Annotated in this window: 23 protein-coding genes and 5 tRNA genes; 23 read left to right on the top strand and 5 right to left on the bottom strand. The window is 36.3% G+C overall.

The window, feature by feature from the left end:
* Position 1: 1 nt before the first annotated feature.
* The 3 genes from KJA13_03910 to KJA13_03900 all read left to right on the top strand — a co-directional run bounded on the left by KJA13_03910 (position 2) and on the right by KJA13_03900 (position 3,000).
* Positions 2–1,099: a hypothetical protein gene (locus tag KJA13_03910; GenBank protein ID MBZ9578137.1), complete on the top strand. Its 1,098-nt coding sequence runs from the start codon at positions 2–4 to the stop codon at positions 1,097–1,099.
* A 208-nt stretch (positions 1,100–1,307) separates the two neighbouring features.
* The gene (locus KJA13_03905) at positions 1,308–1,571 is read left to right on the top strand and encodes a hypothetical protein (GenBank protein MBZ9578136.1); all 264 of its coding nucleotides are present in this window, start codon (positions 1,308–1,310) and stop codon (positions 1,569–1,571) included.
* 160 nt (positions 1,572–1,731) lie between these two features.
* Positions 1,732–3,000, top strand: coding sequence for a hypothetical protein (locus tag KJA13_03900; GenBank protein ID MBZ9578135.1), 1,269 nt, complete (start codon positions 1,732–1,734; stop codon positions 2,998–3,000).
* Positions 3,001–3,060: 60 nt separating this feature from the next.
* Here the strand turns inward: KJA13_03900 and KJA13_03895 are convergent, their stop codons facing one another.
* A complete protein-coding gene (locus KJA13_03895) occupies positions 3,061–5,292 on the bottom strand; it encodes a hypothetical protein (GenBank protein MBZ9578134.1) in 2,232 nt (743 codons plus the stop codon).
* A 93-nt stretch (positions 5,293–5,385) separates the two neighbouring features.
* Entirely contained in the window at positions 5,386–6,228 is an 843-nt protein-coding gene (gene rsmA / locus KJA13_03890; protein MBZ9578133.1) for a ribosomal RNA small subunit methyltransferase A, read from the bottom strand.
* A gap of 73 nt (positions 6,229–6,301) precedes the next feature.
* Between rsmA and KJA13_03885 the strand changes: the two genes are divergently transcribed.
* The 8 genes from KJA13_03885 (at position 6,302) to KJA13_03850 (ending at position 13,337) form a co-directional block, all read left to right on the top strand.
* Positions 6,302–7,393 carry a M23 family metallopeptidase gene (locus tag KJA13_03885; GenBank protein ID MBZ9578132.1) on the top strand — a complete coding sequence of 364 codons (1,092 nt, stop codon included), beginning with the start codon at positions 6,302–6,304 and terminating at the stop codon, positions 7,391–7,393.
* Between the two features lie 107 nt (positions 7,394–7,500).
* Positions 7,501–7,923: a hypothetical protein gene (locus KJA13_03880; GenBank protein MBZ9578131.1), complete on the top strand. Its 423-nt coding sequence runs from the start codon at positions 7,501–7,503 to the stop codon at positions 7,921–7,923.
* Between the two features lie 3 nt (positions 7,924–7,926).
* Positions 7,927–7,999: transfer RNA gene (locus KJA13_03875), tRNA-Lys, on the top strand.
* A 5-nt stretch (positions 8,000–8,004) separates the two neighbouring features.
* On the top strand, positions 8,005–8,271 hold the full coding sequence (gene rpsO / locus KJA13_03870) for a 30S ribosomal protein S15 (GenBank protein ID MBZ9578130.1): 267 nt from the start codon (positions 8,005–8,007) through the stop codon (positions 8,269–8,271).
* Position 8,272: 1 nt separating this feature from the next.
* Positions 8,273–8,776: an NYN domain-containing protein gene (locus KJA13_03865; GenBank protein MBZ9578129.1), complete on the top strand. Its 504-nt coding sequence runs from the start codon at positions 8,273–8,275 to the stop codon at positions 8,774–8,776.
* Entirely contained in the window at positions 8,773–10,872 is a 2,100-nt protein-coding gene (gene pnp, locus KJA13_03860; protein MBZ9578128.1) for a polyribonucleotide nucleotidyltransferase, read from the top strand. Before KJA13_03865 ends, pnp begins: the two co-directional genes overlap by 4 nt.
* 7 nt (positions 10,873–10,879) lie before the next feature.
* A complete protein-coding gene (locus KJA13_03855) occupies positions 10,880–12,964 on the top strand; it encodes an SH3 domain-containing protein (protein MBZ9578127.1) in 2,085 nt (694 codons plus the stop codon).
* A 1-nt stretch (position 12,965) separates the two neighbouring features.
* A complete protein-coding gene (locus tag KJA13_03850) occupies positions 12,966–13,337 on the top strand; it encodes a TraR/DksA family transcriptional regulator (protein ID MBZ9578126.1) in 372 nt (123 codons plus the stop codon).
* A gap of 88 nt (positions 13,338–13,425) precedes the next feature.
* On the opposite strand, the gene KJA13_03845 is transcribed toward KJA13_03850, so the two are convergent.
* Positions 13,426–13,499, bottom strand: a tRNA-Ala gene (locus tag KJA13_03845).
* 10 nt (positions 13,500–13,509) lie between these two features.
* A tRNA-Arg gene (locus KJA13_03840) sits at positions 13,510–13,583 on the bottom strand.
* Between the two features lie 61 nt (positions 13,584–13,644).
* On the opposite strand from KJA13_03840, the gene KJA13_03835 reads away from it, so the two are divergent.
* The 4 genes from KJA13_03835 to KJA13_03820 all read left to right on the top strand — a co-directional run bounded on the left by KJA13_03835 (position 13,645) and on the right by KJA13_03820 (position 16,291).
* On the top strand, positions 13,645–15,102 hold the full coding sequence (locus KJA13_03835; protein ID MBZ9578125.1) for an HD domain-containing protein: 1,458 nt from the start codon (positions 13,645–13,647) through the stop codon (positions 15,100–15,102).
* Positions 15,103–15,173, top strand: a tRNA-Pro gene (locus KJA13_03830).
* 22 nt (positions 15,174–15,195) lie between these two features.
* On the top strand, positions 15,196–16,230 hold the full coding sequence (locus KJA13_03825) for a M23 family metallopeptidase (protein MBZ9578124.1): 1,035 nt from the start codon (positions 15,196–15,198) through the stop codon (positions 16,228–16,230).
* Positions 16,221–16,291, top strand: a tRNA-Ala gene (locus tag KJA13_03820). Before KJA13_03825 ends, KJA13_03820 begins: the two co-directional genes overlap by 10 nt.
* A 19-nt stretch (positions 16,292–16,310) precedes the next feature.
* Here KJA13_03820 and prs read toward each other — a convergent pair.
* Positions 16,311–17,177, bottom strand: a complete 867-nt coding sequence (prs, locus tag KJA13_03815) for a ribose-phosphate diphosphokinase (protein ID MBZ9578123.1) — start codon at positions 17,175–17,177, stop codon at positions 16,311–16,313.
* A gap of 57 nt (positions 17,178–17,234) precedes the next feature.
* On the opposite strand from prs, the gene KJA13_03810 reads away from it, so the two are divergent.
* The 8 genes from KJA13_03810 (at position 17,235) to KJA13_03775 (ending at position 24,303) form a co-directional block, all read left to right on the top strand.
* Entirely contained in the window at positions 17,235–18,380 is a 1,146-nt protein-coding gene (locus tag KJA13_03810; protein ID MBZ9578122.1) for a M20/M25/M40 family metallo-hydrolase, read from the top strand.
* Between the two features lie 30 nt (positions 18,381–18,410).
* On the top strand, positions 18,411–18,941 hold the full coding sequence (locus tag KJA13_03805; protein ID MBZ9578121.1) for a GNAT family N-acetyltransferase: 531 nt from the start codon (positions 18,411–18,413) through the stop codon (positions 18,939–18,941).
* 86 nt (positions 18,942–19,027) lie between these two features.
* A complete protein-coding gene (hisD, locus tag KJA13_03800) occupies positions 19,028–20,215 on the top strand; it encodes a histidinol dehydrogenase (protein ID MBZ9578120.1) in 1,188 nt (395 codons plus the stop codon).
* A 254-nt stretch (positions 20,216–20,469) separates the two neighbouring features.
* Entirely contained in the window at positions 20,470–20,745 is a 276-nt protein-coding gene (locus KJA13_03795) for a hypothetical protein (protein ID MBZ9578119.1), read from the top strand.
* 84 nt (positions 20,746–20,829) lie between these two features.
* Positions 20,830–21,420 carry an imidazoleglycerol-phosphate dehydratase HisB gene (gene hisB / locus KJA13_03790; GenBank protein MBZ9578118.1) on the top strand — a complete coding sequence of 197 codons (591 nt, stop codon included), beginning with the start codon at positions 20,830–20,832 and terminating at the stop codon, positions 21,418–21,420.
* 2 nt (positions 21,421–21,422) lie between these two features.
* Positions 21,423–22,487, top strand: coding sequence for a histidinol-phosphate transaminase (gene hisC / locus KJA13_03785; protein MBZ9578117.1), 1,065 nt, complete (start codon positions 21,423–21,425; stop codon positions 22,485–22,487).
* A 129-nt stretch (positions 22,488–22,616) separates the two neighbouring features.
* Positions 22,617–23,867 (top strand): cysteine desulfurase, encoded by a 1,251-nt coding sequence (locus tag KJA13_03780; GenBank protein MBZ9578116.1) that lies wholly within the window; start codon positions 22,617–22,619, stop codon positions 23,865–23,867.
* Position 23,868: 1 nt separating this feature from the next.
* Positions 23,869–24,303: a SufE family protein gene (locus KJA13_03775; protein ID MBZ9578115.1), complete on the top strand. Its 435-nt coding sequence runs from the start codon at positions 23,869–23,871 to the stop codon at positions 24,301–24,303.
* Positions 24,304–24,317 lie beyond the last annotated feature (14 nt).

The following is a 24,317-nucleotide window of genomic DNA, read 5'->3' as shown; positions in this document are numbered from 1 at the left end:
TATGACTAAAGAGGAATATCCCAAATGGATAGATGAATTTGCCAGAGCATTCCATATTGCCTTTACTAATATGGTGCCGTGCAGTTGGGGGCCGGCTAATGCTGATACTGTGATATCTTCTTTAAATGGCGCTTTTATATCTAGAGTCCATCAGGCAATTATTAAAATTAAAAAGAAAGGATATAAAATTGAGGAAGTCGCTAAGACCTTTTCCTGCCCCTCCACTTTTCGGATAGCTTTTCCTTTCTTAATTTGGGAATATCAAGGCTCAGAACCTAAAAATAAAGTTCAATTTAGAGAAGTGGCGGAATATATGGTAGAGGTTCTTTCTTATTTGGCTAAAAAAGATATTTTTGCCTATAAGAGCAATATTGCTCATACCGATGAAGAAATTGAAGCTATTTTAAATAAAACTGATTGGCAAACTGGAAATAGGGAGATAGCGAGAGAATTAGGAAAACTTTATAACAGTTTAGCTTCGCTTGTTTTTTCTCTTTACGGTGATTTCTTTCCTCAAGATTCTCACGAAATTTATGGTCCTTACGATGCTTCTAAAAAATTTGGCGAGAATACTATTTTAATAATAAAGCACTTTCCTAAAATTAAACCAATAGAAATATGGACAGAAAGCAAAAAATTAAAATATTCAGATGTAAAAATATTTCAGGTTTTCAAAAATGTAAAATTTAGATGTGAGATGATAGGGATGCACTCAATTTATCAAGGAGATATTATTAATAATCTCGTAGCTTACTTTGTTCTCGTTGATGACGTCCCCCAAAATTCAATAGAAAAAATAAAAGAACTGTCTGGTTATTTCGCTAAGATGGCAACCGAACAGTCAATAGTTTACGATAAATTATCAAAAGAAGAACGGAAAATAAAAATATTAGAATGGTATAGTTATCAATTTGTAGATTTTTTCAAATTAGCTGATATGGATTGGCGTCCAACCAAAGAGATGTTAGAGGCAATAAAAGATAAAAAGGTAGCAGATAGGTTTGAATTAGAACAATTTCCTCCTTTTGAAGAATATATTACTAGCCCAGAATTTGAAATCTACTGGCTCAAAGATTTATACAAAAATAAAAATGGGTAGATCTTTGAAAAGAGATTAAAAAGTTGATATTTTTTCTGGTTTTGGTAAAAAGGTGGTTCCATAAAACCACCTTTTTTATTAAAAAATTTGACAAAGATTTGAATGTATAATATGATTAAAACATCAGGGAGTGGTTTCTTGGTCTCTGGGTAATCTCAGAGAAGAATTTCTTTAATAATTTAATAAAGAAAGGAAGGTGAAAAATAACATGAAGAAGGTAAGAAAGATGAAGAAGACAAGGAACATGTGGATTAAAATTGCAAAGGTGCTAAAGGTGTCAGGGCTCATTATGTTCTCTATTATTTGGGTGGTCTCTCTTGCTTTTTTCTTTCTAATCGTGGCCATATTTAGGATACCTATCGAAGACCCTGCAGCGTGGGCAGTAAGGGATGCCCGAAAGTGGCGGCGGATGAAGGTAACGGCAGGCATTGATCCAACATACGACAGATATGGCCGACCCCGAGAACCGTAATTCGAGATTTATCACCAGATAAAAGGCAGAAAATTCTTCTGCCTTTTTCTTTTGAAAACATTGACAAAAATATGGATATATGATATGATTAGGTATTCAAGAAATGGTTTCTTGATGTAAAACAGTAAGTTAACAATAAAATAACTGAAAGGGTATAAAAATGAAAAAAATAGGAAAGACGGAAAAGAAAGATGTGGTAGAAAAGAAATTTTGGAAGCAGACGTCTTTTCGGGTCTGGGTAGTAATGGCGGCATTGATTGCTATAACAGTGCCCATAGTAATAGTGGTATTGATTGCTAGGATGATGCCCCTAATTTTTCCTCTAAGGATTTCTTGGCTGACAGCAGAGATTTTGCTTTTTTTAGGATTTTTAGGATTATGGATTTGGCCTAAAAAATACCTAAAACAGATTTTTTTGGCCGGGATAGCAATCGGAGTATTGATTGCTGTAGAAAAACCTATAGTTGTTCTCCCAGGAATTTCTTGGATAACAGCAATTTCCTGGGTGGTAGCAGAAGGATTGGTTTTTTTAGGTTTAGGAATTTGGTTGAAGAAATGCCTAAGCCAAATTGGGACAATCGAAGTTCCTTCTCAAGCGGTCTTAACGAGGTTTGCTAAACCAATAGATGCTATGGGGCCAGGTTTGTACTTCTGTTTCTTTCCCTTTGAGAAGTTTAAGAAATTTCCTACCGGCCAGTATTGCGCGAATTATAGAATAACAGAAGGATTATATTCAAAAGAAGAAGGAAAATTAAAAAAGCAGCCCTTGCAGGTGGATATCACTGTATATTTTAGATTTCCAAAAGTAGATAGATTATATTCCTTCCCTGTACGTGAAATCACCCAAACTGGCGAAAAAGGGGAGTTGACGTGGAAAAGGGTAAGCGGCAGAGATTTATTGATGAAGCTTTACAGTCGTTTGCCTATTAAGGATTTAACAACCCCGGAAGCAGTGGATCAGCTTGGTAGGCATTTCGAAAAAGGAATAATGGGTGCCGCGAGACATGTGATGGCAAAGAAAAATTCTCAGGAATGCACGGAAGAAAAAGAAACTATTGAAGAAGAAATGAAGAAGTATTTATTAGAGGAAGAGGGGAATCCCTTTTTTGAATGTGGTCTTCCGAAAGAATGCCTTGATATCGAGCTACCTAAGGTCAAACTACCTGACGAGACAGAAAAAGCTTATATTAAACCTGAGTTAGCTATGAAGGATGCCGAAGCAGCTAAACACGAACAGACAGCTATTAGCCGGAGATTAGCAGCCTACACAGGAGCAGGGGTTTCGAGTGATATCGCGGCATTTGCTGTTGGAGGAGTACAAGGAAAAGGAATGACTACAGAACAAATAAGGGATTTGGTGATTCTACATGCATTTAAAGAAGGTGTTATACCCTTCGGGGGAAGTCCCCCAAAACAAAAAAGAAGCTAAACCAAAATAGTTACAGCTTCTACGAGTGAAGGGAGCTAACGATATTATTAGCTCCCTTTTTTATTGAGTTGGGCCCATACCTCCTGTATATCCTTCTTTTCTTTCTTCTTCTGGAGGCGATGGGCCCATCATTGCTTTGCCAGGTGTAAGGACGCCAACTTTACCTTGCCATCTTTCGCTTTTTGGTATATATCCTCCTGCTCTCCATCCAGTTTGCTGTATTCGTTTATCTTTTAATGCCTTAACATATCCTTCAAGTCCTAAGTTTAGTTTTTTGATATCTTCTGTGAATTTCTTCCAAGCAGCTTTAGATTCAGCGCTTCTGGGGTCTTGTAACGCTTCAGGCAATCTTTTTTCTAACCTTATTTTTAATTCTTTTTCTCTTTCTTTTGGTTTGAGGTCTTCTTCTTTTAACTCTGTTTCTATTTTCAACTTCACTTTCGCTTTTATCTCTCCTGGTGTGAGGTCTTTTAATTTTCCTTGTATTTGCTCTGCGCTTAAATCTTTAAACCCAGGATCTTTCTCTATAAAATCTGAAAATGTAGAATCTATGCCATTAAGGGCGGAATCTTGTCCTCTCTTAACCTGGCGGTTTACCTGTAACCATCTATCTCTATCAAATTGTCCTAACATAGCTTCCATAACATATTTATTCTTAAGAATTTCTGGCTCCCATTTAGCTATATGTTGCCTTGCCTCACCAACTGCTTTTCTAACAGCAGCTCTTATAAGGTCTTCTCCTTTAAGAGGATTTCCCGCTGTATCTTTGATATCCCCATATCCTTTTATTCCTTCCATAGCTGCTATTATAGCTAAGCGTGGATCTTTTCTAGTAAACCCACCCCCTAACATTCCTGATTGTCGGGCTATGTGTAAAAATCTACCCGTTATTTCTCTGAATTTTTTATTTTGTATAAGTTCGTCATCAGACATGTCTCTTCCATACTTTCTTTTAAATGCTTTTCCAAATGCTCTTTTGCCTGCATCAAATACATCTTGAGCGTCTACTCTATCGAGCACTGAATATGCGCCTCCAGCTGCCTGTTCTTCTTTATCTGCCAATGTATAAACTCTATCCATAAGAGTTCTTGAATCATAACTTTCTGCTTCTTTAGCAGCAGCCAAAAGAGCTGGTCTATATTGTCCATATTTTCTTAAAGATTCAGGCAAGAACCATCTAGCAACCGGTGCTTTCCCCCACTGCTTGGCTATGCCGGCTCCTATAGTTCTTGTAGTAATCCCTTTTCCTTTTCCACGTATTTTTTCCGTTGCCCGATATAAAGCTCTATCTATATTAGGCCTTAATCCTTTCCAAGTTGCTTTTCCTACCCATTTTCCGCTTCTTTTTGATAGACTCATCACCGTTGAGGCTCCCATTGCTGAAGTTTTGAGGCCGAATATTAAAGCCATCATAAGAAAGCCTATCGGCACGAGATAAGGAAGAATTCTATCTCCTACAATCATTGGAGCGCTAGAGCCATATATTTGGGTTCCTAAATTAGCTAATAGATCTGCTAAATAAAGGAAAAAAGCACAAGTTACTCCGATGAATGACCATTGGATAAGTTGATTCCACCACATTGTCCAATATTTTCTTGTTACCGGCAGTATATAACAGGCAAAAGCTAAAGGAGAAAGAATGACTAACATCCAAATAGCAATATATCTAAATACAAAAATACAAGCGAAAAGAAGCAAAATTAAACCTAAGTACAAATTTATAACGCCAATAGCAGCAACTTTAAAAATTACCTCAAGCCGTTCAGTAAAAATAAAAGCTGTAGAAAATGCTTTTAAACCAACAAGCTCTTCTTTAATAATTTCCCATAAATTATTAAGATTAGCTATAAGGTGTCTGCCTCCAGAAACTTCTCCAAGGAAAAAATTCATTATAATATTGGAAGCATCAACAACTAAACCACATACAACTGGAGCAAAATTTACTAAAAGAGCAACAAGAATAAAAGTAACTAAAAGCCTTCTTGTCTCATAGCCGGCTAATCGTAAAATGGTGGCAATAGCAATATAGACCAAGATTAAAACCAAGAGCATATTTACAAATCCCTGGGTGATACTTAAACCGGCTTCAATTATTGGATTTCCGTCTGGAATAGAGCCTGGTTTTGTATACGGCATTTTGATAAAAAGAGGACTAGTTACCCATTTTAAAAGTGCTCCACATAGCCTGGCGAAAAGAGAAGATACGCCTGCAAAAACAAAGACAAACACCATAACCATTAGTCCGGGTAAAACTGTGATAACGCCGATAAAGGCGTCTGCTAACCAAGCCATATCTCTAGAGAAGCAAAAAAGAAAACAAAGAGAATTGTTTTCTTTTTACATAGATTAAATAAAAAGTTTTTAATTTTCCACAGCATTAAAATATTATAACATTTTTGTTAATTGAATCCAATTATTAATAGTCAAAGTTTCAGCCCTTTGAGTTGGCTGGACATCGTTTTTCAAAAGCAAATCGTTAACTTCTTGTTTGTTTAATTCTAACCCATTAGTCAGGTTGTTGGCAAGTTGTTTTCTAGGATGAGCAAAGCCAGCCTTGACGATTTTGAAAAACAAATCAATATCAACATCTTTATATTTTTTCTGGGGAACTATTTTGATAATTGCCGAATCTACTTTTGGACTGGGCCAGAAGGATTTTTTTGAGATGTAGGAAATAATTTTGGGTTTAGCATAAAACTGGACAGAAACAGCTAAAATGTTCATCTTGGGAGGTTTAGAGCATATTCTTTGAGCAACTTCCTTTTGAACTATTAAAATCATTTCTTTTGGCGTGTTTTTACTTTCTAGAAATTTCCTGATAACAGGTGCAGTGATATAAAAAGGAAGATTAGCGATTAGTTTGTAGTTTGTAGTGAGTAGTGAGTAGTTATTGAATTTTAGTATGTCTTTGTTAATGATTTCAATATTCTTAAAATCTTTCAAGGTTTCTTTTAAAATTTCTACCATCTTTGGGTCTTTTTCTACTGCAATTACCTTGTCTGTTTTTTTAGCTATTTCTTGGGTTAAAGCCCCAATTCCAGGGCCGACTTCCAAAACAATATCTTTTGAATGAAGCTCAGCTGCTTTAATAACCTTTTTAACAACATTTTTGTCAATTAGAAAATTCTGACCTAATCTTTTTGAAGGATAGATTTTCTTAATCGCGGAGCGACTGGTTTGATATTTTTTGAGCAGAGCCTTGATATTCTTTTTTGAGATTAAATCCATTAATTCATTTTACCACAAGGGTGTGGAAAAATCGCTTGACCTCCGCTTCCAATAAGCTAAAATAGTAAAATAGATGTCTAAATTCCACCTGTTTCAATTAGTCAAAAATAAAATAGGTCAAAGATTTCAAAAATCCTTTAAAGAAGAACTTTTCTTTGGGGTAGTAGCGATTTTGACTATTTTTTTATTTGGAATTTTAGTTTTTGAGCCAACTTTAAGATCCCTTTCTCTTCGGGATTTTTCTTTTTTAACTGCAACCATAAAAACCAAACTTCCTCCCCAAGATTTATTTGTAGAACCTGCGAAAAACTTCCTAAGGGAGTCTCCTGAGATGAGTTTTATCCAAAAAAATAGTGTAGTTGGAGTTTCGCCGCCAATAACAATTACTCCTCAGGTTTTGGGAAGTGTGTTGGGAGGTATTGAGAGCGAGATAGAAGGAAGAAAAGAAATTATTGAATATATTGTAGAATCAGGCGATACTCTTTCTTCTATTGCAGCTAAATTTGATATTTCTCTTGACACGATTTTATGGGCTAATGATTTAAGCTCAAAATCAATAATTAAGCCGGGCCAGAAACTTATTATCCTGCCGATTCCAGGAGTTATCTATCATGTGAAAAAAGGAGATACCTTGAGTGAAATTGCTGAAATTTATAAAGGGGAAGTCGGGGAGATTGTTGATTTTAATGAACTTTCAAACGAAGGAGATATCTATATTGGTGATATTTTAATTATTCCTAATGGAACGATACCTCCTCCTCCAAAGAAGAGTTATTATGCAGCACCACAGGTTCCTCTTGGTTCAAGTTACTTTATTTGTCCTCATTCGGCTCGCCATATTACCCAAGGGCTTCACTGGTATAATGCCATTGACTTTGGAGGTAAGTGCGGTGACCCAGTATATGCCGCTGCTGCAGGGATGGTGCAAAGAGTAAAATATGGTTGGAACTATGGAGCTGGAAATTATTTAACAATTTTGCATCCCAATGGAGTAGTAACAATGTATGGTCATGTTCAGAAGAGCTTGGTTGCTCCAGGGCAGACAGTCTTCCAAGGTCAGATGATTGCTTTGATGGGAGGCAAGCCAGGAACTCCAGGAGCTGGACGCTCCACAGGCTGTCATGTTCATTTCGGTGTTCGGGGCGCCAGAAACCCTTTTCGCTAGATAAAACAATACAATATTTAAGCTAAAACTACTAAAACTAAGCTAAGCTTAGTTTTGTTTTGCTCTTTTCTTTTTTTTAAAAATAGATTATACTAGTACTAAACAATATGAAAAAAATATTTTTGGTAGCTTTTTTTATAATATTCCTTTTTTCATTTGTTACCCCAGTTTATAGTGGGCTTGTCCCTTGCGGTCTCTCTGTAGATGATCCTGATCAACCCGGAGACCAAACTGTTCCTTGCGAACTTTGTCATTTATTTGTAATGTTTGATAGATGGGTTGATAGTCTTTTAATTATATTTGTTCCGATTACGGCCGCTTTAATGATAGCCATTGGCGGTGTAATGTATATTATAAGTCAAGGGAAACCAGAGATGCTTTCCAAAGCAAAAAGCTTATTTACAGCAGTTGTTATTGGTCTTGTAATAATTTATGGGGCTTGGGTAATTGTGAATACATTTCTAACAATAATTGGGACAACAGTTTGGCAAGGCCCAGGCCAAGGCTGGTGGATATTCCCCTGTCCATAATTTGCCCCCATAGCTTAATTGGAAAAGCAGATCCCTCTTAAGGATATGAGTCCAGGTTCGAGTCCTGGTGGGGGCACAGATATGTTAACACCGGAAGAAAAAACAAAAATTATTGAGAAGTATAAACTACATAAGGCAGATACTGGGTCTGCTGAGGTTCAGATTACTTTGCTTACCGAAGAAATTAAGAGATTGCTTTCGCATTTAAAAAAACATTCAAAAGATTTTCATTCCAAAAGAGGGCTTTTGAAAATGGTTTCTAAGAGAAGAAAACTTTTGAAATATCTAAAAAAAGAAAACGAAAGAAGCTACAATAAAATTGTAAAAGCAATAGGGTTGAAGAAATAATATGGTTGTAAAACATATAGGACAAAGAGTCGGAGTGTTAATTGATGTCCAAAACTTGTATCACTCTGCCAAGAATTTATACAATGCCCGGGTTAATTTTCGGGAGATTTTAAAATTAGCGGTTAGTGAAAGGAATTTAATTCGAGCTTTCGCCTATGTGGTAAGGACAAAAACTGGAGAGGAAAAAGCTTTTTTTGAAGCTCTGACTAAACTCGGGATTGAAACAAGAGTTAGAGATCTTCAAGAATTTTACGGAGGACAGAAGAAAGCTGATTGGGACGTAGGAATAGTTATTGATGCGATAAAAATAGCTCCGAGTGTTGATACTTTGGTTCTTGCTTCTGGTGATGGCGATTTTATTTCTTTGGTTGAATACTTAAAGAACCAGGGGAAAAGAGTGGAAGTCATTGCTTTTGGAAGGTCATCCTCCGGCCGTTTAAAAGAAATAGCTGATGAATTTGTTGATTTAGAAATGTTCCCAAAGAAATATTTACTGAAGAAATGAACAGTCAAAAATTTAGTCTAAAATTAGGAGAAAAAAATCTTAAAGTTGAGATTAGGAATTTAGCCGAACAAGCAAATGGTAGTGTTTTAGTTAGTTATGGTGATACTTTGCTTTTGACTACTTGTGTAATGAGTAAAAAAGACCGAGAAGATATCGGTTTTTTTCCTTTAACTGTTGAATATCAAGAAAAATATTATGCTGCTGGAAAAATTAAAGGCCCTCGCTATATTAAAAGAGAAAGTCGGCCTTCTGATGAGGCGATTTGTAACGCCAGGTTGATTGACCGAGCTATTCGGCCAAGATTTCCTGAAAATTTAGCCAGAGAAATTCAGGTAATAACTACTGTGCTTTCCTGGGATGGTCAAAATGACCCTGATATTTTAGGGCTGATAGCTGCTTCTCTATCTTTATCTATTTCTGACATTCCCTGGCAAGGACCGATAGGGGTGGTTAGGGTTTGTCAAAAAGACGGCAAGTTTATTTTAAACCCAACTTATGAAGAAAGAGAAGGTTGCCAAATGGATGTTATCTTTGCCGGAATGTTAGAAGGTGGAGAAGTTTTAATTAATATGGTTGAAGGGAATTGCGAAGAGGTTGATGAAAAAGTGATTTTGGAGGCCTTGGATTTTTCAGAAAAACATTTAAAAAAAGTCATTGCTTTTCAAAAAGAAATCATAGAGAAAGTTGGGAAAGAAAAATTACTTTTAGAAACATTTCCGGTTGATGATGTTTTAGAAAAAGAAATTAAAGAATTCTTGGACAAAAAACTAGAAGAAGCTCTCTACCAAGAGGACAAAAGCCAAAGAACAGATAAGATAGATGAATTAAAAGAAGAGCTTAGCTGTTTTGTTGAGGAGAAATATTCTGAAGAGGGAAAAACAAAATATGCTCAAGATTTTTTTGAAAAGGGAATAGATAGATTACTTCACGAAAATATAATAAAATATAACAAGAGGCCTGATAATAGAAAATTAGATGAAATTAGAAAAATTGATTGTGAAGTTGGGCTTTTGCCGAGAACCCATGGTTCCGGTCTATTTTGTCGGGGGCAAACTAAAGCTTTGTCTATTTTAACTTTAGGAGCGCCTGGGGACCAGCAATTATTAGAAGGGATGGAAATTGTTGGGAAAAAAAGATTTATGCACCATTATAATTTTCCCCCCTATTCAGCTGGAGAGGTCAAGCCGTTAAGAGGGCCGGGGAGAAGAGAGATTGGTCATGGAATGTTAGCAGAAAAAGCTCTTTTGTCTTTAATTCCCGATTTCGATGAATTCCCTTATACAATGAGAGTGGTTTCAGAGATCCTTTCTTCAAACGGTTCAACTTCAATGGCTTCAGTTTCCAGCTCTTCTTTGGCTTTAATGGATGCCGGGGTGCCGATAAAAAGTCCAGCAGCCGGGATTGCTATTGGGTTGGCTCAAGATAAAAAAACAGGTAGTTATAAGGTTTTAACAGATATTCAGGGCCCAGAAGACCATTACGGAGATATGGATTTTAAGGTAGCCGGAACTAAAAAAGGAATAACCGTTCTTCAAATGGACGTGAAAATTGAAGGAATAAGCAAGAAAATTATGACAGAAGTTCTTAATAGGGCCAAGAAAGCAAGATTAGAGATTTTAGACTCAATGAATAAAATTATATCAAAACCTCGAGCCCAGCTTTCACCTTACGCTCCCAGAATTTTAACTATCCAAATTAATCCAGAAAAAATCAGAGAGGTAATAGGTCCCGGAGGAAAAGTGATTAAGGAGATTACTGAAGAAACCGGAGCAGCAATAGACATCCAAGATTCCGGTCTTATCTTTGTTACTTCGGAGAAAGAAGAGGCAGCTAAAAAAGCAATTGCCTGGATAAAGAACATTACCAGAGAAGTTAAAGTTGGAGAAGTTTTTCAGGGGAGAGTAAAAAGGATTTTAGAGTTTGGGGCTTTTGTTGAAATTTTACCAGGTCAAGAGGGATTGATTCATATATCTAAATTATCTGATAAAAGAGTAAGAAAAGTTGGGGATGTGGTAAAAATAGGGGACGCGGTTTCAGTAAAAGTGATTTCAATTGATGAACAAGGTAGGATTAATTTATCTTTGCTAAAGAAATAACATATTTATGCCCAGAGATATAGATATATCCATCAAAAAAGAGGATATTAGGACAATGAAAAAGGACATTGTCCGTCTTCAACAGAAAGCAGCTAAAAGAGGAGTCCCTCAAAAAAGAGCGGCTGAATTGAGGATGGAAGAGGAACGAAGAAAAAAAGGAGAGGGGAAGAAAAGAAAAAGAGCAGAAGAAGAAAGAAAAAGAGCAGAAGAAGAGAAGTTAAGAAAAGAAGAAGAGGAAGAAAAAAGAAGAAGAGCCGCCGCCGCTGAAGCTGTGACGGCCGAGGAAGCAGAAAGAGTAAGGGCAAAAGAAGAAAAGAGAAAAAGAGCGGAGGAAGAAAAGAGAGGGGAGATTAAGGAAAGAAGGGTTGCAGAAGAGGAACAAAGAAGAAAAGCCGCCGCTGAAGCTGTGACGGCCAAGGAAGAGGAAAGAAAAAGGAGAGAAGAGCCTAAAATGAGAAAAATGGCACTTTTGCAAGAGAAGAGAAAAATAGAAGAAGAAGAAATTAAAATAAAAGAAAGCTTTGAGAAATTCGTTGTCGAGAAAAGACCCTTAGAATTACGAAAGACAACAATTTTAGAAGAACTAAGGGGGGTTGAAAAAAACTTTCAGCTTGTTTCAGCCAAGGAAAGGAGAATTGAAGAAACCCAGAGATTAATTGAAGAAAAAGAGGAAGCAGCGAAAACAGCTGAAGAAAAAAAGCAGATAGAAAAAGAGAGATGGAAAATAGAAGAAAAACGTCGGGAATTGGAAAAGAAAAGATGGCCCTGGGAGGAGAAATTAAAGCAACTGGATAGTCAACTCAAAGAAATTGAGTCCGAAGGCAGAAAAATAGAAATTAAGGGAGAAGAATTAACTAAAAAACAAAAAGAAATTTCTGAGAAAAAAGAAAACATTCAATTAGAATTAGAGAGGATTGAATTAAAGACAGAACTTAAAGGAATAGAGGAAGTTAAAAAATCTTTTGAAGCAAAGAAAATTAACTTTTCTGGAGAACTAAATAGAATTGGAAAAATTTTAGAGAGTGTCTTAACCAAAGAAAAAGAGATTGAGGAAGAGAAAAAATTAGTTGAGGAAGAAGAAAAAAGGGTCAAGAAATTAGGGAAAAGAAAAGAATTAGAAAAAGAAAGATGGGAGGTGGAAGAAAAGAGGAGAAAAATTGAAACAGAAAGGTGGAATTTGGAAGAAAAGAAGCAGGGAGTAGAAGTTCAGATGAGAAGATTTGAAAGAAGATTTCAAACTCTTTCAGAAAAAAGAAATAATATAATTGAAAGAATTAAAAAAATAGATCAAAAGATAGAAGGGAGGCCCGCCCCCGCTAAAGCTACGGCGGGCAAGAAAGAGCCAGAGGTAAAAAAACCCTCCCCTGCTCCTACCGTAGTTCCAACTAAGGCCGGGGAGCTGGAAAAAAGAAGAATTGAAGAAGCCAAGAAAAGGATTGAAGCACTGCAAAAAGAATCAGAGGAGCGGAGAAAAAAAGAAGAGGAGCAGAGGGGAAGAGAGGAAGCTGGAAGGAGGGCGAGTCAAGAACGAGAAAGAAAAGAAGCTTTAGCAAAAGAAGAAAAAAGAAGAAGAGAATTATTAGAGCGGCTTCGGGAGAAGAAAAAAGGACCTCCAAAACCCCCTCCTTCTCCGAAACCCTCGGAAGTTATTAGAGTTGTCCCTAAGAAACCTACTTTTGGAGGGAAACTTTGGGTTAGAATTTTAATTGTTACTGTAATTTTAGTATTTTTGGCGGGTATCGGCACTTTTTGGTATTGGTTTTTCAGAATAAGAAGACAACCGCCTGCTTCGTCAGTTGAAACGCCGGAAGAGTCAACAGAAATTCCAGAAGAAGAAGAAGAGGAGGAGGAGGAAGAGGAGGAGGAGGAAGAAGAAGAGAAACCCCCGGAAGAGATACCAATGGTCACTGTTAAAGAAACACTTAAGACCTTGTTAAAGGTAAGGGAAGGACCGGGAACCAACTATCCTATAATAGGTGCGGCTTATTCTGGTGAAAGTTATCCATTATTGGAAGAGCTTGAAGGGTGGTACAAAATAGAGTTTGAAGATGGCAAAATAGGTTGGATATCGGCAGGATATGCTAATAAATAGTATGACCAAGAAACTTCTTGAACAATTAAAGGAAAAATTAGAAGAACGAAAAACTTCAATTGAAGTTGAGCTTGGGAAATTTGCCAGAAAAGATGAGAAGCTTAAAGGTGACTGGGATACAAAATATCCTAAATTTAATGGCGGTGCTGGCAGTCAGGCCTTGGAAGACGCAGCTGACCAGGTGGAGGAATATGTAACTCTTCTTCCCATTGAACACAGCATGGAACTGCAGCTCCAAAATATTAATTTAGCTTTAGAGAAAATAAAAAAAGGCAAATACGGGAAGTGTGAAAAATGCGGCAAGAAAATTTCTGAAGAGCGGCTAAAAATCTACCCCGAAGCAAGAATGTGCACCAAGTGCGAAACCCGCTAAGTTTATCATCCGCACGCAATAAAAAAAGCGATGTTTAAAACATTGCTTTTTTTTGAGAAAAAAGCGGTTAAAGAAGATAAACCGCTATTGGAGCTGAAGGGATTCGAACCCTCATACCTTCTCAGTGCAAAAGAGACGCTCTCCAGTTTGAGCTACAGCCCCGAAAGAACTGTGCGCCCGGTAGGAGTCGAACCCACAATCTCCTGGTCCGAAGCCAGGCGCTCTATCCAATTGAGCCACGGGCGCGTATCGTAATTCTACCAGAAAAGTTGAAAAAAATCAATTTTTGAGATAAGATTAAAGTATAATGAAAATACCAAAAGAAGTAAAATTTGTTGTTGATGAATTAAAAAAGAAAAATTATGAGGCATATTTGGTTGGTGGTTGCGTTCGTGATTTGTTAAGGAAAGTTGAACCACAGGATTGGGATGTTGCTACAAATGCCAAGCCAGCAGAAATTGAGAAGATTTTCCCTAAATGTTTTGCTGATAATAAATTTGGAACAGTAACTGTTTTAACTGACTCAAAAGACCCAAAATTAAAAGAAGTTGAGATTACTCCTTTTAGGACTGAAGAAAAATATACTGACAAAAGGCATCCTGACAAAGTTGAATGGGCAGAAACCATTGAGGAAGATTTGGCTCGGAGAGATTTCACTATAAATGCATTAGCAGCTGGTTTAGAAGGTTCTGAATTAAAGATTGTTGATCCCTTTGAAGGCCAAAAAGATTTGAAAAATAAAATTATTAGGGTGGTTGGGAAAGCCGAAGACCGTTTTTCAGAGGATGCTTTAAGAATGCTTAGAGCAGTTAGATTTGCTACTGTTTTGGATTTTGAGATTGAAAAAAAAACTGCCCAAGCAGTTAAGAAAAATGTGCCTTGGCTTCAGGCAATTTCCAAAGAAAGAATAAGAGATGAACTTTTAAAGATTATTATGGCAGAAAAGGCAGCAGATGGAATAGAGTTTTTGAGAGAGTTGGGGCTTTTAAAGTATATAATTCCTGAACTTGAGGAAGGTTACGAAATAAGCCAGAATAAGCATCATATTTACGAGTGTTATGAGCATGCTATACTTTCTTTAAAATATGCTGCCAAGAGAAACTTTAACAAGCATGTAAGATTAGCTGCCCTGTTTCATGATATTGGTAAGCCCAGGGCTAAAAGAGGAGAAGGTCCTGATGCTACTTTTTATGGCCACGAAGTAGTTGGAGCTAAAATGACAGCTCAGATATTGAACCGCTTGCGGTTTTCCAAAAAAGATATTGAAAAGATTGTTAAACTTGTTAGGTACCATCTATTCTATTATAATGTTGGCGAAGTTTCAGAGACCTCTGTGAGGAGATTGGTCCGTCAGGTTGGGATAGAGAATATGGATGAACTTTTGGAGGTGAGAATGGCAGATAGAATTGGTTCTGGCTGCCCTAAAGCAGAGCCATATAAACTGCGTCACCTTAGATATATTATTGAAAGGGTTTCCCAAGACCCGATTTCAGTGAAAATGCTGAAAGTAAATGGTAATAGTGTGATGAAGATTTTGAATATTTCAGCAGGGCCCCAAATAGGGTGGGTTTTAGATGTTTTGCTCGGTTATGTTTTAGCTGACCCAAAGAAAAACAAAAAAGATTTCTTGGAAAAAGAAGTTAAAAAATTAGGAAAATTATCAGATGAGAAATTAAAAGAAAAAGCCCAAAAGGCAAGAAAAGAAAGGGAAGAAATTGAGATGAAGCAAGATCAAATGACGAAAAGAAAATACTGGGTTACTTAACGGGGTGTAGTGTAATGGTAGCACGAGTCCTTCGGGAGGATTTAGCCCGAGTTCGAATCTCGGCACCCCGACAATGAAAACTTGAGAAATATTATGAAATCAAAAGGGAAAGTTCAAATTCTCATAATTTTATTGATTCTTATAGGATTAGGCATTTTTGCCTTTAGAGGTTATCAGTATTGGTTAGCTTCGGTAGGAAGTATTTCAGAAGAGATTATTCCTGACAAAGAAGCAGTTCCAGAAGAAGAGAAAGTTGTTGAGAAAGAAGAAACTGCTCCGGCGGAGAAAGCTGAAGAAGAGGAAGAATCAGAGGAGATACTATTGCCCCGGGTTTATCTTTCCTCTGATAGATTAGAGCAAGGAGACACCCTTTTGATTGGAGTTAAGGACAAAGCAGGGATAGATAAGATTAGCGGAGAATTTGGGCCAGAGAAAATTGATTTTTTTAAGTCAGCAACCGGGGACTGGATTGCCATTGTAGGAATCAGCGTTAAAAAAGAGCCAGGGAAGTATAACCTAAATATTAATTTTTCCAATAATAAATTTGGGAAAGAATTAAACATTATTAAAAGAGATTTTCCGGTTACCAAGCTTTTAGTTACTGAAGAACTTGAAAAAAAAGGATATACTCCACCAAAGATTTCAGAGAATATAGCTAAAAAAGATAACCCCAGTTTATATGAGGTTCTTCAAATTTTCACCCCAACAGCTTATTTTAACCAGCCCTTTATCTACCCGCTTAAAAAAATTAAAGTGGTAGGAAAGTATGGAAGTATTAGGAAAAGCGGGGAGGTGGCGCTTCAGCATTTAGGGGTAGACCTTGATGCAGCCATGGATACTCCAGTTTATGCTGTCAATGATGGAATAGTTCGTTTTTCCGAGGGTTTAATCAATTATGGGAAAACATTAATAATTGACCACGGTCTTGGAATTTACTCTCTTTATTTACATTTAAATAAGTTTAAAGTTTTGGATGGAGAGCAAGTTAGACAAGGTGATGTCATAGGACTTTCAGGGAACACTGGTTATTCGATAGCTCCTCATTTACATTTCTCAATCAAAGCCAATGGTTCCAGTGTGGACCCATTGCGGTTTATTAAAACAATAGAGGAGGAGATGGGCCTGTAGTTTAATGGTAAAACGGGGCATTCGCATTGCTCTGATGTGAGTTCGATTCCCACCAGGTCCACACCTTCGGTGCGCAGGCACTAAGAGAGAGTTTTTAAAATCAAGTCAGTTATGTCTATATTTGCTTCCTTTTGTTTTACGGCGTTAGTTAAATAGAGTTTAGAGTATTTCTTTTTTATCTTAGAAATACCAGCAGGAAGGATGCCCTGGGTGATTAGAACAATAATCTTTTTAGCACCAGCTTTTTTAGAAAAATCATAAAATTTCAAAAGGGTTCCGCCGGTTTCAATTATATCGTCAACTACTCCTACTATTTTTCCCTTAAAGTTAAGTTTTGGAGATAATGTTCTCACCTTAAAAGAAGTTAGTCTCTTCTTTTTAATTCCGGAAAATCCAGTTCTCCTCTCTCCTCCTTTGTCTGGTGATAGAAATAAAATGTTTTCATCAAAATCCCGCCGGGCTTTTTTAATCAAATAAGGAACTGCCGACACCCCAATTATTGGATATTTTTTAACCCAGTTCCTTCCTCCAAAATGAGGGTCAATGATATAAATTTTCTTAACTTTGTAATAACTCACTAATTTCTTAAGTAAATTTTCAGCCACATTTGTCTCTCCTTTTTCAAAAACTTTATCTTGCTGGCTGTAAGGAAAATAGGTAAAAAATACTTCTGGTTTTACCTTATTATCCTTTAGAATCTCCAAGATTAATTCTAATTCTATTAATCCTTTATTTGGCATAGGGGCGCCAGAATGCAAAACAACAACTCTTTCACCTTTTAATTTATCTGCTTTAGAGATTTTCATATAAACCTCGCCGTCAGGAAAATATCTCTTTCCCTCTCTGTTTTTCTCAGGAAGAATAACTTCCAAGCTCTTCCCTTTTGATTTGATTCCTTTTGCTAAATGTTCAGCTGTTGAAGTTGGAATAATTATAAAATTTTTCATATTCGTATTCTAACTTAAAAATTTTACAAAATCAAAAAAAAATGATAGAATTATATTATGAACACCTTTCAACTGACGAAAAAATTAATTTCTATCCCAAGTCACATAGACAAGAAAATCAATGAAAAAGAAATTGGCAATTTTATTTTCAGGTACCTAAAACGAATTCCCTTTCTAACTAAGATTAGAAAACAAAAAGTTGAGGGCGAGAGATTTAATATTATTGCTAAGGACGGCTCAAAACCGAAACTTTTACTCATTGCTCACATGGACACGGTTGAGCCGAGGGGATGGCAAAAACATAGTCCTTTTAAGGGGACTGTTAAAGGAAATAAGTTATATGGTTTGGGCAGTATGGATATGAAAGGAGGGATGGCTGCGATATTATCTGCCTTGAAGAGTTTTGAAAAAACAAAGGGCTTAATGTTGCTTTTTTACTGCGACGAAGAATACGATTTTAAAGGAATGAAGAAATTTATTAAAGAATATCAGATTTCTCCTCAGTTAGCTGTTAGTGCTGAACCGACGAATCTTAAAATTTGGAACGGAGCAAGGGGTATAATAAAAGTTTCTTTTCGGGTTGAGGGTAAAACTGCTCCTGCTTCAAGGCCAGACCAGGGGAAAAATGTAATTACAGGTTTGGTCGAAGCTGTTAAATACTTAGAAAAAACATTAAAAAAATATAGAACCAAAAATTTAGGTCCCTCAATTTGCAATTTGTCAGCAATTTCAGGGGGGGTAAGCTTGGGAAGAGATAAATATGGAAGACAAATTGTGAGCCAGAGAGGAGATGCTGTTGCAGATATTTCTAAAGCAACGCTTGACATCCGTTGCGGCCATCCTGGCTTGGAATCTGATATTATCCAAAAAACTTTAAATAAATTTTTATCAAAAAACAAATTTAAATTAAGAAACTTTACCGTCTATCACGACTTAAGCGCATTTTATACAAATTCAAAGGAACTAAAATTAGTTAAAAAAGTTATAGAAGATGCTATTGGTAAAGTAGCTTATCTTAATCTTCAAGAGTTGGGCTATCAGGATATTCAAATGATAAATGAAAAACTAAAAGTGCCATCTTTTTCATTTGGCCCAAAAGGAGGCAATAGACATCAGCCAGATGAATGGGTTGATATAAAATCCCTTGACAAAGTCAAAAAAGTTTGCCAAAATTTAATTAGGAAATATTGTTCTGTTCTTTAACTTTTTGATAAGGAAATTCGGGAGGCAAAAATGTTGTTAATGGATATGATTGGTAATGCTCTGTTAATGGAAAGAGCGGCAGAACTTTATTGTAAGATTTTTCAGGAAGAACCATGGAAGGAAAAGTTTAGACCTTCTCAGGCATTAAAGATCATGCAGGAGCAGTTTAAAAGACCTAAGGCTATGGCTTTAGCTGCTCTTGAAGGCAATGAGGTGGTCGGTTTTGCCTGGATGTATCAACTTCTTGAAACGGATCTGAAAGAGGGTAGTCGTTTTTCTCCGAGATTGAAATTTTTATTTGAGGGACAAAAAAATGTGTTTTATTTTCAAGAGGTGGGCATAAAAAAAGAATTACGGAGGCAAGGTATCGGAGAGAAGTTAACTCGGGAGCTTTTGAGAAGAGAGAAGGAAAAAGGAGCAGATGTTGTGGTTCTTTCTACTAATCCTAAGGCCAAGCCCATTATATCAATGTTCTCCAAAATCGGTTTTCAGAACACTGGTATAGTTCGACCCCCAAAAGAATTAGGACGAACTTATTGGGTTCTCGAATTAAGAAAATAAAAGACATATTTTAGGAGCAGTAATTTTTAACTGCTCTTTTTTTTGAAATTGACTTTTCTTATTTAACTTGCCAAAATAAAATAGAGATGGAAACGGTTAAAAAAATAATTGAAGATGTAAAGAAAGACGGAGACAAAGCTGTTAGGAAATATACAACGCTTTTTGATAAGGTTAAATTAAAGGATTTTAAAGTAAATAAAAGAGAGATAAAGAAGGCCTACCAGAAAGTGGAGAGAGAAACTATAGAAACGATGAGAAGGGCAGCTGCCAATATTAGAAGATTTGCCAGGAGCCAACTAAAGAATTTCAAAGATTTTGAATACACGAAAAATGGCCTAACAGTTGGCCAGAAAATAATTCCAATTGAGAGGATAGGGGTTTATGTCCCAGGAGGCAGATACCCCCTACCTTCCACTGCCTTAATGTGTGGAATTCCAGCTAAAGTTGCTGGTGTAAAAGAAATTATTGTTTGCTCTCCTAAAATAAAACCAATTACTATTGTAGCTGCTGATTTAAGTGGGGCTGATTTAATTTTCAATATTGGGGGAGCTCAGGCAATAGCTGCCATGGCTTATGGAACAGAAACCATCCCAAAAGTAGATAAAATTGTAGGGCCCGGGAATATTTATGTAACCCAGGCAAAAAAAGAAGTTTTTGGAGAATGCGGGATTGATCTTTTAGCTGGGCCCAGCGAAATTCTAATTGTTGCTGATAAGTATGCCAACCCTGAATTTATTGCTGCAGATTTATTAGCTCAGGCAGAACATGATGTAGAGACAAAAATAACTTTTGTTACTAATTCGAAAGATTTGATTAAAGAAGTGAACAAGGAACTAAAAACGCAAATTAAAAAGATAGCCACAAAAAACATTATTAAAGAAGCTTTCAAAAAGAAAAAAGAAATTCTAGTTAAAGACTTAAAAGAAGCTATCAAAATGGCCAATGAAATTGCTCCAGAACATTTGTCACTCCAAGTTAAAAATCCAAAGAAATATCTTAGTCAATTAAAAAATTATGGTTCTCTTTTTCTCGGCGAATATTCCGGAGTAGTTTTCGGCGATTATTGTTCTGGGACAAATCATGTTCTTCCCACTAACAAGACTACAAGATATACTGGAGGATTGTCAGTAAAAGACTTTATTAAAATTCCAACCTATCAAAATATAAATAAAAAAGGCGCCAAAAATCTGGCTAAAATCGCCACAAAATTTGCTTCAATTGAAGGACTAGACGCTCACAAAAAATCCGCTGAGATAAGATTAAATAATTTTTAGCTCTTTAACTCCGAGAAGAGAGAAATTATTTTAAGGGATATGTCAACAAGAGAGTTCAAGGAATTGGGTTTCTGCGTGATATAATTGAGAAAAAGTAAATTAAATCTTAAAGAGGCCATTGATAATCGATGGCCTCTTTACCTTGACATTTTGCTTGGGTTTATTTATACTTACATCAGTACATTTTACCCGGTTTTTAAAAGAAACAATCAAGAGTTTAAAAGAAACAATCAGAAAAAAAAGGAGAAAGAACGATGCCAAAAGGAAAAATGATTTATGACGGAAAAACAGAAGTTAACACTATAGAAGAGGATCTAGGTCTTGCAATCACTGAGAGCAAGAGTGAGCGAGGAAAGTGGCCTAGTTGTTTTGGTGGCGAGTCATTGAGACCCCCTAATCCTCCGCTATCTCCTCCGTACGGGGAGAAAAAGTGCACTTGCGGCAAGCATACCATGTTTTGGTTAAGGGCTCCCAAGGAGATATGGCCAGATTCCGAGTTAGTATTTGTGAGAGTTTTCGAGGAAGGATAAGAGGGCTTTTCTCAAAAACATTGAAAGCGCTTGGTGATTTAATCAGGCGCTTTACTTTTTTTATTAGAAGATTACAATATTTATATGGGAAGGAAAACTTCTTTTCAGAGGAAAACTAAAGAAACAGATATTGAAATAGAGCTTGATATTAATGGAAAGGGGAAAGTAGATATTTCAACCCCTATTCCCTTTTTGAATCATCTTTTAGATAATTTTGCCAAGCATGGCTTGTTTGATTTAAAAATCGGAGCTAAAGGAGATATTGATATTGACCAGCATCATACTGTTGAAGATATAGGTATTTGTTTGGGAGAGGCATTTAAAAAAGCTCTTGGAGATAAAAAAGGAATTAACCGAGCAGGTTATTTTGTTTTTCCATTAGACGAAGCCCTTTCAGTAATATCTTTAGATATTTCTGGCAGGGCTTTTTTAAATTTTGATTGTAAATTTAAGAATCCAAAAATTGGAGATTTGGAATCTGGTTTAATCAAAGAGTTCTTTTGGGGTTTTGTTCGGCATCTAGAAGCTACTTTGCACATCAAGGCCTTATATGGAGAAGATGACCATCACAAAGCAGAGTCAGTTTTCAAGGCCTTTGGCAAAGCAATGAAAGTAGCTTGTTCTCAAGACAAGAGAATTTTAGAAGAGCTTCCTAGCACCAAGGGCTTAATTTAAGTATGGCGAAATTTAGGGAAAATATTAAAAAGATGAGTCCTTATAAACCACCCCTAGAAGGGAGAGCCACAGGTGGTTATCTTTTGTTGGACTTTAATGAAATGACCATAGAGCCAAGCCCAAAGGTTAAAAAAGCATTAAAAGAATTTATAGAGTCAGGCCGGCTTCAAGTTTATCCTGAATACGGAGATTTAGATTCAAGAATTGCTCAATATGCTGGTGTAAGACCTTCTCAAGTAATGGTTACTAATGGTTCTGATCAGGGTATTGATGTAATTATGAGAGCTTTTGTTAAAGACGGTGATAAAGTGATAATACCGACTCCGAGCTTTGCTATGCACTATCAGTCAGCTGGAGTTCAGGGAGCAGAAATATTAAAACCATCTTATCGAGAAGATTTATCATTCCCCCTTAAAGAGGTTTTAGATTTAATTGAAGAAGATATCAAACTACTTTTTCTCATTAACCCCAATAATCCTACTGGTACAGCAATTTCCAAAGAGGATGTTTTAAAGATTTTAGAGAAAGCAAGGGAAAAAGATGTTGCAGTTTTGCACGACGAAGCTTATTTTGAGTTTTCAAATATTACTGTTAAGGATTTAATTGACGAATATGACAACCTTTTTATAAGCAGAACTTTCTCAAAAACCTTTGGCTTGGTTTCTACTAGACCCGGCTATGTTTTGAGCCAGGAGAAAAATATTAAAGAATTATTAAAAATCAAGGGTCCTTATGATGTAAATATGTTTGCCAAAGTTGCTATTTCAGCTGCCTTAGAGGATGTAGAATATGTGAGAAACTATGTCAGAGAGGTTATGGAAAAATCCAAGCCAAAACTTGAGAAATTCTTCCAAGAAAACAATGTAAAATTCTGGCCAAGCGCAGCTAACTTCTTGCTTGTTAAACCAGATAACCAGGAAAGAACTCTTGAGATTTTGAAGTCAGAAGGAATACTTGTTAGGCCAAGAAAAGGACCAAATATTGAAGGCACAATAAGAGTTAGCATTGGTGCTATTAAAGACACCGAGCGTTTTATTAAAGCATATTCTAAAATTTTGAGACAATAACGCGAAAAAGCAAACCAAGAACTCGGCCTGGAATAAAATGAAAGCAGTTATCGGTTTGGTGGCTGCTTTTGTTTTGGGGAATAAAGTGGTAAAATTAAATTAGTTGCTGAGAACGGCTAAAATTATAAAATGCACAAAACAAAAAATACTCATAAAATATCTACTTTTAATATAACAAAGATAAGGAATGATTTCCCTGTGCTTAACCAGAAAATTTATGGGAAGCCCCTTATTTATTTCGATAATGCAGCAACCACCCAGAAACCCAAAGTTGTTATAGATACCATAAACAAATTGCACTCCAAGCATAATAGCAATGTTCACAGGGGGGTTCATTATCTAAGCGACCAAATGACTAAAATGCATGAATCGGCCAGGAAAAAGGTTCAAGATTATTTGAATGCCCGATCTGCCCGTGAAATAATTTTTACCAGTGGGGCTACGGCTTCCATCAACGCGGTGGCCTTTTCTTTTGGAGAGGCGTACATAAAAGAGAACGATGAGATTATTGTGTCTGAAATGGAGCATCATAGCAATATTGTTCCTTGGCAGGTAATGTGTATCCGAAAAGGCGCTAAGCTAAGAGTAATTCCTTTCAATGATAAAGGTGAATTATTATTGGATGAATATAAAAAATTAATCAATTACAGAACAAAGCTGGTGGCTGTTACTCACGTTTCAAATTCCCTTGGTACCATTAATCCTGTCAAAGAAATTGTAGCCATTGCTCATAAAAATAACATTCCTGTCCTAATAGATGGAGCCCAGGCAATTCAACACCAGAATGTTGATGTTCAGGATATAGATTGCGACTTCTATGCTTTTTCAGGGCATAAAGTATATGGGCCTACAGGAATAGGGGTTTTATATGGAAAAGAGCACTGGTTGCAGGAAATGCCTCCATATCAGAGCGGAGGAGAGATGATTGATCGTGTGACGTTTAAGCACACCATTTACGATGAGTTACCTTTTAAATTTGAAGCCGGCACCCCTAATTACATTGGCGCCATTGGATTGGGTGCGGCATTGGATTATCTGACAGGCATAGGATTAGATAATATAAAAAATTATGAAAAAAAGTTGTTGGATTATGGAACGGCTAAGCTCACGGCCTTAAATGGACTGAAATTATACGGCACGGCGGAAAACAAAACTTGTATTTTTTCTTTTTTATTAAACAACATTCATTCGTATGATGTCGGAATGTTTTTAGATAAAATGAGTATTGCGGTGCGCACTGGCCACCATTGCACGCAGCCTCTTTGGGAACATTATAAAGTTGAAGGTAGTATTAGAGCATCCTTGGCTTTTTATAATACCCTAGAGGAAATAGATTCTCTATATGAAGCGCTGAAGAAAATTCAAAAAATGTTCAAGTAAAATGACTATACAAGAGATACAGAAAGAAATTATTAACGAATTCAAAATTTTTGACAACTGGATGGATAAATATAATTATCTAATTAAATTAGGAAAAGATTTACCCCCAATTGATTCAAAATATAGAACAGAAGATAATATTATCAAGGGCTGCCAAGTAAAGACATGGTTTCATTCCGCATTTAAAGACGGGAAAGTCTTTTATGATATTGATAGCAGATCTGTTATAATAAGAGGGATTATTGCTTTGTTAATAAGAGTCCTGTCTGGCCAAAAACCAGAAGACATTAAAAATGCTGATCTGTATTTTATTGATAAAATAGGGTTGAGGGAAAATTTTTCTCCTGTCCGCGCCAATAGTCTTTGGAAATTGGTAAATCGAATGAAATCAGATCCCGCTTTGTATGGAACAAGGATGAACACGAGTAACAAGTAATAAAATAAAAAAAT

The organism is Patescibacteria group bacterium, assembly GCA_020148045.1.
Classification (GTDB): Bacteria; Patescibacteriota; Minisyncoccia; order Minisyncoccales; family GWA2-38-27; genus JAHCRG01.
Note: the sequence above shows the minus strand (reverse complement) of the source record. Positions and strands in the feature narration are given on the sequence as shown.